The sequence below is a fragment of the Planotetraspora phitsanulokensis genome (genome assembly GCF_016863295.1).
Taxonomy (GTDB): Bacteria; Actinomycetota; Actinomycetes; order Streptosporangiales; family Streptosporangiaceae; genus Planotetraspora; species Planotetraspora phitsanulokensis.
This window is the reverse complement of record NZ_BOOP01000048.1, coordinates 24,432-36,654: the sequence shown is the minus strand read 5'-3', so window position 1 is coordinate 36,654 and position 12,223 is coordinate 24,432. Positions and strand designations below refer to the sequence as shown.

Sequence of the window (12,223 nt, the reverse complement as noted above, 5' to 3'; positions counted from 1 at the left end):
GAACCGCAATCAGCAGGGAGACACGATGAACGCCACGATCGAGATCACCGACCAGGTCGCGCAGGACCTCGCCGACCGCATCGCCGAGCACTTCGGCGGCCACCCCGACTACCCGCCGCAGGTCATGGACGAGGACTGGGACGGCGACGGCGGCCGCGTCATCCTCTGGCCGCACCACCTGCTCGACTGGGCGTTCCTGGTGCGCCACGGCGGGATGTCCGGTTACGGCTACAGCACCGTCTACAAGCCGGTTCCCCTGCCCGAGGGCGTGTGGGTCGAGCCCGTGAACCCGCAGGCCATCCGCGTCCTGGCCCTGCCCCGCTGAAAGCGCTGACGGCCGGGTCCACCGCGGGCCCGGCCGCTTCCCCCTGCTGACCCACTGAGGAGACCTTTCGTGATCATCGCCAAGTACTTCCGCGACCAGGACATGGAGTTCCGCAGCGCCGCCGACGTGCTCCGCTGGCTCGCCGCGAACACGCAGGTGCACGGCTCGCGCCGCTCGGTCAAGGACTACTGGCTGACGAGTCCCGAGGACCACGGCGACTACTGGCTCCACCAGCGCACCCACCTGCGGCTCTCCAAGGAGGACTACGCCCGGGTCTACCGGCTCCAGAAGCGCTACCGGCAGTACGTCCGCCACATGGAGGAGGACGACCCGGAGTGGGAGGACGGCGAGAAGACGTACTGGATGGACAACTCCGTCGACGTCGAGCAGCACAGCCGCAAGTACCCCGGCCTCACCCGCACGCGGCAGCTCGTCGGCCCGCACGGCGACGCCTGCTTCTAACACCTCTTCAAAGGCCGATGGCCGGACCCGCCACAGGTCCGGCCATCCCAACACCACAAGCCCCGGGATCTCTCGTCGCCACAACGGAGACCCAGTGGGGACAGCGTAACGCACCCCAACCGGTCATTTAGGAGAGAACGTCATGAGCACCACCAGCCCCACCGCCACCACCGTCGAGCCCGGTGTCTACAAGAAGAACGGCGAGATCTACGAGCTCAAGAAGGCGCGCAGCGGACACCTGCGCGCCAAGAAGATCCGCGTCGTCGGCAAGAAGGTGCGGCGCTACGCCTCGTTCATCAAGCCCGCCGAGTTCACCCCGAGCGACAAGATCACGCTCGACGACGCCAGCGGCTTCGGTCAGGAGTACGGCATCTGCTGCTGCTGCTTCCGCCTCCTCACCGATCCCGTGTCGGTGAAGGACGGGATCGGCCCCGTCTGCAAGGCCAAGTACTTCCCCGGCCTGTAGCGCCACCTCGAGCCCGCCCCGCCGGCGCGGGGCGGGCCTCCCCGAAAGAGAGAACCAATGGTCGACGTCGACCGAGACCTGCCCACCGACCGAGAGGACCACGCAGCCATGACCGAGACCGCCGAGGCCGTCGAGAGCCCCAAGACCTACGAGTTCGTCGTGCCCCTCCGGGTGCCCGGCGCTGGGGTCGAGCCGCGCGGAATCGTGATGATCGACGAGCACGACGAGATGACCTGCCGGTGCGGCAACATCGCGGCCTACGGCGGCTTCTACGAGTGCACGGAGGACGGCACAATCCTCCAGCCGTCCGAGAACGACGCCCAGTGGGAGCAGTGGAACGGCCTCTGGCTGTGCGGCGGGGCTGCCTGCAACGTGATCGTCGACAACCGGCCGAGACCGCGTAAGCCCATGGTGTTCCTCAAGTTGGACGCCGCGTTCCACGAGATGTACACGCACCTTGGCGACAGCCCCGTCTGGCGCGAATGCGGCGAGGGCACCCTTGACCAGCTCGTCGCGCCGTTCGGCTACACCGCCTACAAGCACCTGGGCTGCCTCGAGGTCGTGCACATCCCCGGCATCACGGTCACCAGCGACGCCAAGGCCCGCACCGTCATGAGCATCTGCATGACGGAGTTCCTCGCCGACCCCGACGCGACCGAGGACGACCGCCGCGCGCTGATGTACCACCTCACCGGGATCTCCCAGGTGCGAGGCACCACCAAGTGGTCGACGGACCAGGCCCTCGCCCACATCCGCGCCCTCGCGGAGCGGCCGAACGACGACGAGATCGGCTGACATCTTCCCCCGCCGGCCCGCGCCCACCGGCGCGGGCCGGGCCGCCCCGAAAGGACGACCGATGCTCGACCGCGCCCCGCTCTACAAGACCCCCAACCCCGACCTCGCCCAGGACCTCGGCTACGCGTTCGCGGCCATCAGCCCAGACGGCGGACGCAACGTCTACGTCATCGGCGCGAACTGCATCGACTGCGACGGCACCTACGACCCGTACTACCGGACCGGAGTGCCGTGCATCTGGGCCCGCGGCCACGCGGCCATCACCGCCGCCAACTGGGGCGGCCACGTCCAGCGCATCCCCATCACCGACCTGCCGCAGCAGCTGCGGCCGTGAAAGGACCTGCCATGCCGTACACGCCGAACCGCTACGCCGCCCAGATCGTCCGGCGCCTCCGCGACGAGGGGTGGACCGTCAACATCCCTGACCAGCCTTACCGGAGCGTCTACCAGCTGCGGCTCAGCAAGGGGCCGTACTTCGGGACGTTCGACGTCAGCGCCAGCAAGGGCCGCGCACTGCGCATGTCCATTACCTGGCAGCCGAACGAGAGCAACCGCAAGGCCGAGGGCACCAGCCACATCATCGGCCTCCTCAACTGCCTGCCCGACTTCGGATGGGCGCAGTGATCGACGAGCTCGTCTCTACCGGCGACGGCGAGGCGGACGCCTACCTGCGTATCTGCAAGACCATCCTCATCGCGCAGGCGGTCAAGGACCGCGCCACCCGGGTTGTCGAGGACGGCGACCCGGGCCGGGCGATGCTCTACCTCGGCGAGTACGGCGACGCCGTCGACCTGGTGGAGCAGACCGAAGTCGACATGCACGCCGCGTGGGACGTCGCCCACCGGCACTACCGCATCGCACTCGACCGGAACCCCGCGGCCGCCGAGATGGCGGACAGCTGGGTCGAGGCCGCGTTCAACCACCTGCTCACACCCCCATCAGGGAGGCACCACCATGACCATGCCTGACCCTGTGGCTGGGCTGCTGCTCACCACGGACCTCAACGCGGGGGAGCGTGTGCTCCTGCCGCTGGCCGAGCCCGACCGGCTCGACACGACCTACCTGTCCGGGACGATCACCCTCGGCGAGGGCAACACCGAGCGAGAGGTCGTCGACGTCGAGGAGTTCGACGCCCAGCACCTGATCGTCGCCAAGCTCGGGCACCCCGGCGACCGCCCGCACAACGCCATCGCGGCCGCGCTGCTCGACCGGATCATGCCGACCGCCGCCAACCGGTGGTGGCTCGACGTGCGCGGCGGCGTCGTCCTCGCCGGGAGGTGCTGCCTATGCGGCCACCCGGCCGACCTACCCACCCAGGTCTACGACCTCGCCGAGGTCGTCAGCCACCACATCCCCCGAGGGAGAAACCGATGAGAAAGCCCGCCACCACCACCAGCAGGCACACCCACGCCATCATCAGCACGAACGCGAAGCTGACCGGCTGGACGGCCACGGCCGACCGGTCCGACGACTCCAACACCTACGACCTGGCGCTGACCCGCGACGACTGGCGCATCGTCGTCGGCTTCAACGGGCACGACGCGTTCGCGGCCGCCGTCCAGTACCCCGGACAGGCCAGCCCCGCCGGCGTGCTGCCGCTGGGGCTGCTGTCGATCTACCTGCGTGGCAACCGCGAGCAGATGTCGGCGTTCCGCCTCGGCCAGCGGGTCGTGTGCGGCGACAAGGCCGGGATCGTGACGGATATCGTGCCCGTCGACGACAAGATCGTCCGGCTCGTCGTCAGCTACGACGACGGCAGCACGGGCGAGCCGTACACCACGCTCGTTCACGCCGAGGCCGAGGTGGCCGCGTGATGGCGATGCGTCGGATCCCGCGACCGATTGTCCTGCTCAACCACCCCATTTACCAGGAGCCGGACGCCGAGCACACCTACGTGCTGGCCCCGCACGCCGACCTGGGCAAGGAGTTCCACGTCCCCGCCTGCCCGAAGGTGAAGGGCGTCAAGGACACCAGCAAGGTGACCGGCACCTACGACCGCGTCTTCGACATCCCGGCGAAGGTGTGGCCGTGCAGGTACTGCCAGCCGCACGGGCACACGAGGGTGATCCTGCCGGACGGCACCAGCCGGTACCGGCCTCAGGGACCGGTCGCGTACGGTCGCCATGGCGACCGCGACGTGGAGTACGCCAACTACGCGCTGTGCGACCAGAGCCGGGGCAAGTGGCGGGTCCGCGAATGGGCGCCTGATGCAGCGTCCGCAGCCGCCCGCGCCGTCGAGCTCGGCATCACGGTGGTCCTCGGCCCGCCGAACGCCAAGTACGGCCTCCCGCGCGGGCCGGAGGCGGAGCAGTGAGCACCGAACTGCCCGCACCGTCCAGCAGCGCCGAGCTGGCCCCGACAGTGCTCGAAGGCGTGGTCCTGGGAGCCAACCCGCGGGCGCTGGTCCGTGACGGCGTCCTGGTCTGCCCGTACCCGGACTGCGGGGTGGCTGACGACATCGTCGAGCTCGACATCGCGACACGGCAGAACGAGCTGGACATCGTCGGTCCGGGCGAGATCGCCGCCTCTATGGGCGATGGCAACTTCGAGGGCGACGGCTTCGAGTGCAACACCTGCAATCAGCCGGTGGAGCTCCCGGACGGCTTCGAGATCGTCAGCTACGACTGAACACCCCCACCTGCTGGCCCCGGACGCCACACGGGGCCAGCAGGCAGACAGCGGAACCGCTATCAACAGAAGGACCAGCCACAATGCCAACCGGCACCATCACGATCCGCCACAACCACGAAGACGGCACGCTCATCTACGGCACCGACAAGGGCGACGGCGTCTACGACATCGTCCGCAAGTGGGAGAACGGCGGGTTCAAGTACTTCCCGTCGATGCGGATGATCGGCCTGCGCAACTCCCGCGACCGCGTCGCCGACCGATACGCGATCAACAAGGCCGCCGAGGCCCTGCGCCAGGCCGGGTTCGAGGTCGACGTCGAGATCGACGACGAGCACCGCGACCGCGCCCAGGTCCTCGCCGACCAGGCCGACCGGCTCGACGACCGGCGCGACGCACTCACCACGAAGGCCGAACGCCACGCAGGCAACGCGGCCGCAGCCGCCGACCGAGCGGACCAGCTGTCCGAGCGGTTCGCCGGCGGGCAGCCCATCCTCGTCGGGCACCACTCCGAGCGCGGGGCGCAGCGCGACAGGAAGCGGATGGACTCGGCCATGCGGACGAGCATCGCCGAGGACGCGGAGGCGCAGGACGCCGCCCGCCGGGCGAACGCTGTCGGCAGCGCGGCCGCGCGCTCGGCGAGACCGGACGTGACCGCGCGCCGCATCCAGACGGCCGAGGCCGAGCTTCGGAAGATCCAGAAGGAACTGGACGGCTACGAGCGGCGGCACCTCGACCACAGGGGCAACCCGTACTACATCGAGGTGCACGAGCCCGCGACCGGCGACCACCGCGAGCGGCTGCTTTCCCGCAAGGCCCAGCTGGACAACCAGCTGGAGTACGACCGCAAGCAGATCGAGGCCGCCGAAGCCGAGGGGACGCACATCACGTACGGCCCGCACAACGTCCATGTCGGGGACACGGTGCACTACTGGCGGCGACGGAGCACCATCCTCAAGGTCAACCGGGTCACGGTGTCCGCCGACTCCGGTTACTCCTGGCCCGACAAGGTGAAGTTCACCGAGATCAGGGGCATCGAGTGCCCGCACGGCGAAGACGGGCCGACCGTCCTCGCACCCAGACGTGCGGCGGCCAAGCGGCCGGCGGCGCCGAAGGTCGAAGTCCCGCAGGTCGACACCGACCAGCTCAAGGCGAAGACGGAGATGGCCAACGTCCAGGTGTCGCGCTCCCTGGAGGCGTTCGTATCGCCGCCCATGGTCGTCGACCGGCTCATGGAACTGGCCGACATCCATCCCGGCATGGCCGTCCTCGAGCCCTCGGCGGGCACCGGCAACATCGCCGCGGCCGCCGTCGAGCGGGGCGCGGTCGTGGACTGCGTCGAGATCAGCCATGACCTGGCGAACATCCTCGTCGAGCGTGTGCCCGACCTGAACCGCGTCGACATCCGCGACTTCCTCTTCTTGGCGCGAGGGGAGGAGCGCGTCTACGACCGGGTCGTGATGAACCCGCCGTTCTCGGACGGCAAGGACCTCTACCACGTGGCCCACGCAACGAAGTTCGTGAAGCCCGGCGGCCTGCTCGTCGCGGTCATGGGCGCCTCGGTCATCTACCGCCAGACCAAGGACGCCGAGAGGTTCCGGGCCATGGTCGACGAGCGCGGCGGATGGTTCGAGCCGCTGCCCGCGGGGTCGTTCGCCCCTGCCACCAACGCCAACACGGTCATCGCGATCATCCCCGCGCCCGAGGCGTAACCGCTCACCAACACCCCGGCCCCGCCCGATCACGGGCGGGGCCGCCCCCTCTCACGAAGGAAAGCACCACATGCTGAACCGATTCGTCGGCGTTGACGACCTCACTGCGGCCGAGATGTTCGCCGGAGGTGGCGGCTCCGGAACCGGCATCAACGCCGTCCCCGGCATGAGGGTCGCGTTCGCGGCCAACCACGCCGAACCCTGCGAGTGGACGTACCGAGCGAACCACCCCGATGTCGACTTCTGGCTCGGTGACGTCCAGAAGCAGGACGCCATCGAGCGGTTTCCGTACGCCCCGTTCTTCTGGGCATCGCCGGCCTGCCCCCGCTTCTCCGGGGCGCGCGGCGACAAGCGGTGGTTCGACAAGGAGAACCAGCTCGCCTTGTGGGCTGAGTTGGAGGACCTCACCGAGGACCAGAAGGCGGGCATGCGCAGCCGGGCCCTGATGGAGGAGGTCGTCACCTACCTGCGGCACTGCCAGGACAAGTACGGCCGGCCCGTCCTCGGCTTCGGAGTCGAGAACGTCAAGGAAGCCCGGCTCTGGGCCCACTGGGACCGGTGGATCCGGGAGCTGCGGAAGCTCGGCTACATCGTCAAAGTCATCCCCATCAACGCGATGCACGTCCAGGGACGGACCTTGGCGCCGACCCCGCAGTCTCGCAACCGGATGCTCATCGTCGGCATCCACGAGTCGGTCGGCCGAGTGCCGAACTACCGCAAGTGGTTCGACCCCTACGCCTACTGCCACCGCCACGGCGGCTGGATCCAGGCCGTAAAGGCGTGGAAGCAGCCCGGCCAGGACATGGGCGTCTACGGCCCGAAGAACGGCCAGTACTACTACGTCTGCCCGGAGCTGGGTTGCAAGGGCCAGATGGTCGAGCCGCCCGTGCTGCCCGCCGCGGCCGGTATCGACTGGACCGACCTCGGCACGCCGATCGGGTCGCGGAAGAAGACCAAGGACAAGCCCGAGGGCCTGGCGCCCACGACGATCAACCGGGTCAGGGCCGGGGTCGAGGAGCACTGGATCAAGCCGTTCCTCACCCCCGCGGGCGGCACGTGGAACAACGACACCACCGGGGTCGACGAGCCGGTACGGACGCTCACGACCCGCGAGGCCAACGCCCTGGTCGTGCCCTGCGAAGGACGCGACGGCAAGCAGGCCAAGTCGAGCAGCGAGCCGCTCCGGACGCAGACGACGCGGCTGGAGTCGGGGCTGGCGTTCGCGCCCGATGCGTTCCTGACGTTGCTGAGGTCCGGCCGCGCCCGGAACACCAACCCGCACACCGACCCCACCGCGACCGTCATGGCGGACGGCTCCAACCACGCGCTCGTCAGCCCGCCGGACGGGCCGCAGCCGCTGATGTTCCCCATGCGCGGCGGCGGTGACCTGCTCAAGTCCAGGCCCGCCTACGAGGACCCCGCCCACGCGGTCACGGCCGGCGGGTTCCACCACGGACTCGGCGTTCCCCCCGGGTTCGAGCCGCCCGCCGGGTTCGTCATGCGTAACAACGGCAGCAAGGGCGACGGGCGCGAGCACTGCACGACGTTCGACGAGCCCGTGCGGACCATCACCCAGACCGGGCACCAGTCGCTCGTCACCGTGCCCGGACTGCACGAATCGCTGCTCATGTCGTACTACGGCAACGGCAGCGTGAACCCCGTGTCGGAGCCGGTCGGGACGCTGCCCACCCGCGACCGGTGGGCGCTGCTCACCCCGGACGGCAAGGTCGACGTCTCGTCGATCAAGTTCCGGATGCTCAATAAGCGGGAGTTGCAGCGCATGCAGTCCTTCCCGGACGACTACCAGTTCGTCGCCAAGACGCAGCGGGACATCGTCCGACTGATCGGCAACGCCGTGCCGCCGCCCATGGCCGAGGTCCTCACCTGCGCGGTCGTCGAGGCCATCCTGGGCATCGAGCTGGACCGCTTCGCATTCGGCATGGCCGCCTGATAGCGGTTCCGCTACCATGCACCCGCCGCTGTACCTGGCTCCACCGTCCACGGACCGGATCCGGGAGCACATCCACGCGGGCCGGCTCGGCGCCATCGTCACTCCCTCCTCCGGGAACCGCATCCCGGAGGAGGGGCTGTGGGCCGCCGACTCCGGCATCTTCGGCACGGAGTATGTCGGCGACGGCCCGTACATGGACTGGCTAGAGGAGCGCGCCCCGTTCGCTGACCGGTGCCTGTTCGCGACCGCGCCGGACGTCCCGTTCAACGCGTACGCCTCAATCAACCGGTCGTACCCGTTCCTGGAACGCATCCGGGAGATGGGTTATCCGGTCGCGCTGGTCGCCCAGGACTTCATGGAGTTCTGCCCGTACTGGGACTGGCCCGACTTCGACGTGTTCTTCGTCGGCGGCTCGACCTCCTGGAAACTCAGCCCCGCGGCCGCCGTCCTCTCGCGGGCCGCATACATGGCTGGACGGTGGGTCCACGTCGGGCGGGTCAACTCTCTCAAGCGCGACCGGTACGCCGCGGCGGCCATGGGCGCCGACTCAGCTGACGGAACCCTCCTCACCAACGGCCCTGACAAGCACCTCCCCAGCGCACTCGGGTGGACGTGGCATCTGCTGCTCGACGACGAGAACGCCCTCGCCGACGTCGAGGACCTGACGTCCGACCCCTACGACGGCCGCTACGACCTCCGCGCCCGGCTAGGCCCGCCGCCATCACCACCACAGCCCAGGCCCGCACCTCTACACGAACAACTCGCCCTACTCTGACCAGGAGAAACACATGACTGTCTGCATCCACTGCCGCAAGCCGCTCGCCGAATGCAGGGCCGTCACCGCGAGCTTCCGCTTGCAGTACGCCGTGGACGACCTCGGATTCGTCGACCTCGTCCGTGCCAGCAGCGACGATCCCGCTGACCACCTGGAGGCCGACTGGAAGGCCGCCGTCGCGGTGAACGCGCTCGTCGACCTGGTGATGGACGACAACCCGGGCACCGATGCGGAGTTCGCGCACCAGCAGGCCATGGCGATGGTCGCGGCAGTGGCCGGTGCCTAGCCGCAAGCCGGCCCGGCCGCCCAGGCCGAAGACCTACCAGCCCGGTGACCGCGTCCAGATTCGCCGCGCGTACGGCGTCATCGGCCACGTCGTCGAGGTCATCCGCCGCAGCAAGCCCGCGTTCTTCGGCTACCTCATCGACTTCGGAGACCACCAGCGGGAGTTCCTCGGCTCCGACGTCGTCGACCCGCCGCGGCCGCTGCTCGAGGAGTACCGGCAGTGGATGGCCGACGACCTCGGCGCCCAGTACATCGCGCTGCTGTCGGACGCCAAGCTCGCCCGTCTCCAGCGTGAATGGCTGGAGGTCAACCGCAAGCTCACCGAGCGGTACCCGCAGATGCTGCCGCAGCGCCTCCCCGGCGTAGAGCCCGTCCACCGGGTGACCATCCGCAGGACCACCCAGCGGGACAAGAACGTCTCGTCGAACGGCGCGTTCATCCGCGAGATTGACCGGCATTTCTGGTGGCTCAGCTGCCCGTGCGACTTCCACGGCATCGCCGAGTCCTCCAAGGAGGCCAAGCGGCGCAAGGAAGAGCACGACACCCCTCTCGGCGGTGGCGCATGACGTCCGAGCCTCGCGGTGCGGCTGGCCGCCGCCTCGCGAAGGAGTCCGCTCCGAGAGACCAGCGGCGCGGCATGTGGGACATCCACATCACTCACCCCGGATACCAGGGCCTCATCCCGGCCAAGAGCAGCAGACACCGGCCGACAATCCTTGCCCGCGTCGTCGACGAACCGAAGTGGCACCTGCTGTATCGCGGGGCCTGCATCGACTGCGACTACGAAGGCGACGAGCGGCGGAAGGAACTCGAAGCCGTAGAGGACGCACACGACCACACACACCCCGAGTGGCGGTCACTGCCCGGCGTGGAGCCGCCTCCGGAGCGGTTCAGGCACGACCCGAAGCCGTACGACAGATGGTTCGCGGCCGTCACCAAGGCCTACCCGGCCGGCTGGCTGGACTGCGGCGGCCCGATCGTGACCGTCCGGAAGGAGACGTCCGGGCCTCGGCCTATCCCTGGAGGTGCGCCCGGCGGCGGCTACGACATCGCCGCGACCTACAAGAAGCGCAAGAAGCGGATCCCGGGACCTCCCCAGCCGATGCTCGAACTGGAGATCTGACGCACCGAGGTGCGCCAGATGCGTCACTTGTGCTGAAATACGGCCCTAACGTCTTTTGCGATCACCTACGCAGGGGGAGTGCCATGAACAAGAAGGAGCTGGAGGCCGCGCTGGCCGCCACCGACGACCTGAAGTCGAACGCGGCCGCAGGCCGGATCGTCGACCGCCTGATCAACGTCATCACGGCGGAGGTCGCCGCCGGCGGCACGGTCCGGCTCGGCGACCTCGGCGTCTTCGAGCCCGTGCAGCGTGCCGCCCGCGAGGCCCGGAACCCGAACACGCAGGAGCGGATGGTGATCCCGGGTCGCCGGGTCCCGAGGTTCCGCGCGTCCAAGGCGTTCAAGGACGCCGTCAGCAAGTAGCAGTGAGCCAGGGTGGCCCTCCGGGGGGGAGGGCCACCCTTTCGTTTCCCCTCGAACTAAGGACCAGCTTTGAAGCGATCCGAGATGGACGCCCAGCTCCAGGCCCTGTACGACCAGGTGCCGCAGCCCGGATGCAAGGGCCTTTGCTCCGACTCGTGCGGCCCGATCGGAATGAACCCGCGCGAGCGCCAGCGCATCCGCGAGCGCGGCGTGACGATCCCGCACCACGAGGACGCGCTGTTGCAGATGGCCCAGGGCGAGGACTACAGCTGCCCGGCGCTCAAGGACGGCCAGTGCAGCGTGTATGAGGTTCGACCGATGCTCTGCCGTCTGTGGGGCGCGGCCGAGGCGATGCCCTGCCCGCACGGGTGCCAGCCCGACGAGGGTCTGCTGTCGGACACGAAGGGGTCTGTCCTGCTCGCCCAGTCGCTCGACGTCGGCAACCCGCAGGGGTTCACCGCCGAGCAGATGGACCGGCTCGAACGGCGGATGGGCGACCCGAAGTTCCAGCGGACCGTCAAGGACTACGTGCAGAACAACAGACGCGTGGCGACGCCTGACCAGGCCGTCGAGCACTGGCAGGGCAAGGCCGCCGAGCACGGCATGCAGACGCCCGCCAGGCCGAAGAAGAAGACGCGCCGCCGGCGCGGATGAGACGCCGGGGCGCGAGCCGAACGGGGGACGGCTCGCGCCCCGTCACGACCAGCACCACATCGCCACAGGGAGAGGACATGATCGAGATCCAGCCGCCACTCAAGGACTGGAAGCAGCCAAGGTACCGGGCACTCGTCAGCCAGTACGCCGACTACGTGGCCATCAAGCAGCGCGGCAAGCAGGACGGATGGGTGTCGGAAGCCATCCACGACGTCGTACCGCGCGGGCAGCGCGTCTGGTGGTCGGCCGAGTACATCGTCATCCCGCGCGAGTATTTGCAGGCCGTCATCGACCGACTCGGGGGCGACAGCCAGGTCATCATCCGCGCTGTCCAGGACGGGCCCGTAAAGCGGGTGAGGCACTTCTTCCCCGGCTACATCGGCCCGTGGAACAGGTGGCACGACGTCGATCACCTGTGGGTGCTGTGCGGCCTGTGCAGGCAGTGGCACGACCGCCACATGGACGCCTTCATCGTGCCAGGGGCGACCTTCAAGGCGGTCTGCCACGAGATGGGCGCCGAGTACGAGGTCATCGTGCGGGGTGAGCCGTACAGCCTGGATTGGAAGACGGGAAGCTCGAAGGCCAGCGAGATCTACCGAACCAGCCCGGCCGCGGCACCGACACGGCTGTGGGACGAGGCCGTGCGGGATCTCCTGCGCGACGACACCTGAGCACCCAGCGCGGG

At 69.0% G+C, this 12,223-nt stretch carries 20 protein-coding genes; all 20 read left to right on the top strand.

Translation table 11 applies throughout. The features are described 5' to 3' along the window. Positions 1 to 25 precede the first annotated feature (25 nt). The 20 genes from Pph01_RS39065 (at position 26) to Pph01_RS38970 (ending at position 12,209) form a co-directional block, all read left to right on the top strand. On the top strand, positions 26 to 325 hold the full coding sequence (locus Pph01_RS39065; RefSeq protein ID WP_204078303.1) for a hypothetical protein: 300 nt from the start codon (positions 26 to 28) through the stop codon (positions 323 to 325). A gap of 69 nt (positions 326 to 394) precedes the next feature. Beyond that, entirely contained in the window at positions 395 to 787 is a 393-nt protein-coding gene (locus Pph01_RS39060; RefSeq protein ID WP_204078302.1) for a hypothetical protein, read from the top strand. 142 nt (positions 788 to 929) lie between these two features. Then, positions 930 to 1,253, top strand: a complete 324-nt coding sequence (locus Pph01_RS39055) for a DUF6011 domain-containing protein (protein ID WP_204078301.1) — start codon at positions 930 to 932, stop codon at positions 1,251 to 1,253. A gap of 57 nt (positions 1,254 to 1,310) precedes the next feature. After that, positions 1,311 to 2,048 (top strand): hypothetical protein, encoded by a 738-nt coding sequence (locus tag Pph01_RS39050; RefSeq protein ID WP_204078300.1) that lies wholly within the window; start codon positions 1,311 to 1,313, stop codon positions 2,046 to 2,048. A gap of 61 nt (positions 2,049 to 2,109) precedes the next feature. Continuing rightward, positions 2,110 to 2,382: a hypothetical protein gene (locus Pph01_RS39045; protein WP_204078299.1), complete on the top strand. Its 273-nt coding sequence runs from the start codon at positions 2,110 to 2,112 to the stop codon at positions 2,380 to 2,382. An 11-nt stretch (positions 2,383 to 2,393) separates the two neighbouring features. Continuing rightward, the gene (locus Pph01_RS39040; protein WP_204078298.1) at positions 2,394 to 2,672 is read left to right on the top strand and encodes a hypothetical protein; all 279 of its coding nucleotides are present in this window, start codon (positions 2,394 to 2,396) and stop codon (positions 2,670 to 2,672) included. Continuing rightward, positions 2,669 to 3,016 carry a hypothetical protein gene (locus Pph01_RS39035; protein WP_204078297.1) on the top strand — a complete coding sequence of 116 codons (348 nt, stop codon included), beginning with the start codon at positions 2,669 to 2,671 and terminating at the stop codon, positions 3,014 to 3,016. The genes Pph01_RS39040 and Pph01_RS39035 overlap by 4 nt, the downstream gene beginning before the upstream one ends. Next, positions 3,003 to 3,422, top strand: coding sequence for a hypothetical protein (locus Pph01_RS39030; protein WP_204078296.1), 420 nt, complete (start codon positions 3,003 to 3,005; stop codon positions 3,420 to 3,422). The genes Pph01_RS39035 and Pph01_RS39030 overlap by 14 nt, the downstream gene beginning before the upstream one ends. After that, positions 3,419 to 3,862 (top strand): hypothetical protein, encoded by a 444-nt coding sequence (locus Pph01_RS39025; RefSeq protein ID WP_204078295.1) that lies wholly within the window; start codon positions 3,419 to 3,421, stop codon positions 3,860 to 3,862. Before Pph01_RS39030 ends, Pph01_RS39025 begins: the two co-directional genes overlap by 4 nt. Beyond that, positions 3,862 to 4,362, top strand: a complete 501-nt coding sequence (locus Pph01_RS39020; RefSeq protein WP_204078294.1) for a hypothetical protein — start codon at positions 3,862 to 3,864, stop codon at positions 4,360 to 4,362. Before Pph01_RS39025 ends, Pph01_RS39020 begins: the two co-directional genes overlap by 1 nt. Continuing rightward, the gene (locus tag Pph01_RS39015; protein WP_204078293.1) at positions 4,359 to 4,676 is read left to right on the top strand and encodes a hypothetical protein; all 318 of its coding nucleotides are present in this window, start codon (positions 4,359 to 4,361) and stop codon (positions 4,674 to 4,676) included. The genes Pph01_RS39020 and Pph01_RS39015 overlap by 4 nt, the downstream gene beginning before the upstream one ends. 83 nt (positions 4,677 to 4,759) lie before the next feature. Continuing rightward, on the top strand, positions 4,760 to 6,388 hold the full coding sequence (locus Pph01_RS39010) for a DUF3560 domain-containing protein (RefSeq protein WP_204078292.1): 1,629 nt from the start codon (positions 4,760 to 4,762) through the stop codon (positions 6,386 to 6,388). 70 nt (positions 6,389 to 6,458) lie between these two features. After that, positions 6,459 to 8,339 (top strand): DNA cytosine methyltransferase, encoded by a 1,881-nt coding sequence (locus tag Pph01_RS39005; protein ID WP_204078291.1) that lies wholly within the window; start codon positions 6,459 to 6,461, stop codon positions 8,337 to 8,339. A gap of 16 nt (positions 8,340 to 8,355) precedes the next feature. Beyond that, positions 8,356 to 9,114 (top strand): Rossmann-fold NAD(P)-binding domain-containing protein, encoded by a 759-nt coding sequence (locus Pph01_RS39000; RefSeq protein ID WP_204078290.1) that lies wholly within the window; start codon positions 8,356 to 8,358, stop codon positions 9,112 to 9,114. Positions 9,115 to 9,127: 13 nt separating this feature from the next. Beyond that, positions 9,128 to 9,400 carry a hypothetical protein gene (locus Pph01_RS38995; RefSeq protein WP_204078289.1) on the top strand — a complete coding sequence of 91 codons (273 nt, stop codon included), beginning with the start codon at positions 9,128 to 9,130 and terminating at the stop codon, positions 9,398 to 9,400. Continuing rightward, complete coding sequence (locus Pph01_RS38990; protein ID WP_204078288.1) at positions 9,393 to 9,965, top strand: hypothetical protein; 573 nt, start codon at positions 9,393 to 9,395, stop codon at positions 9,963 to 9,965. The genes Pph01_RS38995 and Pph01_RS38990 overlap by 8 nt, the downstream gene beginning before the upstream one ends. After that, positions 9,962 to 10,522: a DUF6349 family protein gene (locus Pph01_RS38985; RefSeq protein ID WP_204078287.1), complete on the top strand. Its 561-nt coding sequence runs from the start codon at positions 9,962 to 9,964 to the stop codon at positions 10,520 to 10,522. Before Pph01_RS38990 ends, Pph01_RS38985 begins: the two co-directional genes overlap by 4 nt. Before the next feature lie 83 nt (positions 10,523 to 10,605). After that, positions 10,606 to 10,884, top strand: a complete 279-nt coding sequence (locus Pph01_RS38980; protein ID WP_204078286.1) for an HU family DNA-binding protein — start codon at positions 10,606 to 10,608, stop codon at positions 10,882 to 10,884. Positions 10,885 to 10,953: 69 nt separating this feature from the next. After that, positions 10,954 to 11,538, top strand: a complete 585-nt coding sequence (locus Pph01_RS38975; RefSeq protein WP_204078285.1) for a YkgJ family cysteine cluster protein — start codon at positions 10,954 to 10,956, stop codon at positions 11,536 to 11,538. A 77-nt stretch (positions 11,539 to 11,615) separates the two neighbouring features. Further along, entirely contained in the window at positions 11,616 to 12,209 is a 594-nt protein-coding gene (locus tag Pph01_RS38970; RefSeq protein ID WP_204078284.1) for a hypothetical protein, read from the top strand. Positions 12,210 to 12,223 lie beyond the last annotated feature (14 nt).

Excerpts from the sequence above, each read along its gene's own strand:
- Pph01_RS39040 (WP_204078298.1), top strand. The coding sequence starts at position 2,394 with ATGCCGTACACGCCGAACCGCTACGCCGCCCAGATCGTCCGGCGCCTC.
- Pph01_RS38980 (WP_204078286.1), top strand. The coding sequence starts at position 10,606 with ATGAACAAGAAGGAGCTGGAGGCCGCGCTGGCCGCCACCGACGACCTG.
- Pph01_RS39010 (WP_204078292.1), top strand. The coding sequence starts at position 4,760 with ATGCCAACCGGCACCATCACGATCCGCCACAACCACGAAGACGGCACG.
- Pph01_RS38995 (WP_204078289.1), top strand. The coding sequence starts at position 9,128 with ATGACTGTCTGCATCCACTGCCGCAAGCCGCTCGCCGAATGCAGGGCC.
- Pph01_RS38985 (WP_204078287.1), top strand. The coding sequence starts at position 9,962 with ATGACGTCCGAGCCTCGCGGTGCGGCTGGCCGCCGCCTCGCGAAGGAG.
- Pph01_RS39025 (WP_204078295.1), top strand. The coding sequence starts at position 3,419 with ATGAGAAAGCCCGCCACCACCACCAGCAGGCACACCCACGCCATCATC.
- Pph01_RS39050 (WP_204078300.1), top strand. The coding sequence starts at position 1,311 with ATGGTCGACGTCGACCGAGACCTGCCCACCGACCGAGAGGACCACGCA.
- Pph01_RS39030 (WP_204078296.1), top strand. The coding sequence starts at position 3,003 with ATGACCATGCCTGACCCTGTGGCTGGGCTGCTGCTCACCACGGACCTC.
- Pph01_RS38970 (WP_204078284.1), top strand. The coding sequence starts at position 11,616 with ATGATCGAGATCCAGCCGCCACTCAAGGACTGGAAGCAGCCAAGGTAC.
- Pph01_RS39055 (WP_204078301.1), top strand. The coding sequence starts at position 930 with ATGAGCACCACCAGCCCCACCGCCACCACCGTCGAGCCCGGTGTCTAC.
- Pph01_RS39045 (WP_204078299.1), top strand. The coding sequence starts at position 2,110 with ATGCTCGACCGCGCCCCGCTCTACAAGACCCCCAACCCCGACCTCGCC.
- Pph01_RS39005 (WP_204078291.1), top strand. The coding sequence starts at position 6,459 with ATGCTGAACCGATTCGTCGGCGTTGACGACCTCACTGCGGCCGAGATG.
- Pph01_RS39065 (WP_204078303.1), top strand. The coding sequence starts at position 26 with ATGAACGCCACGATCGAGATCACCGACCAGGTCGCGCAGGACCTCGCC.
- Pph01_RS39020 (WP_204078294.1), top strand. The coding sequence starts at position 3,862 with ATGGCGATGCGTCGGATCCCGCGACCGATTGTCCTGCTCAACCACCCC.
- Pph01_RS39000 (WP_204078290.1), top strand. The coding sequence starts at position 8,356 with ATGCACCCGCCGCTGTACCTGGCTCCACCGTCCACGGACCGGATCCGG.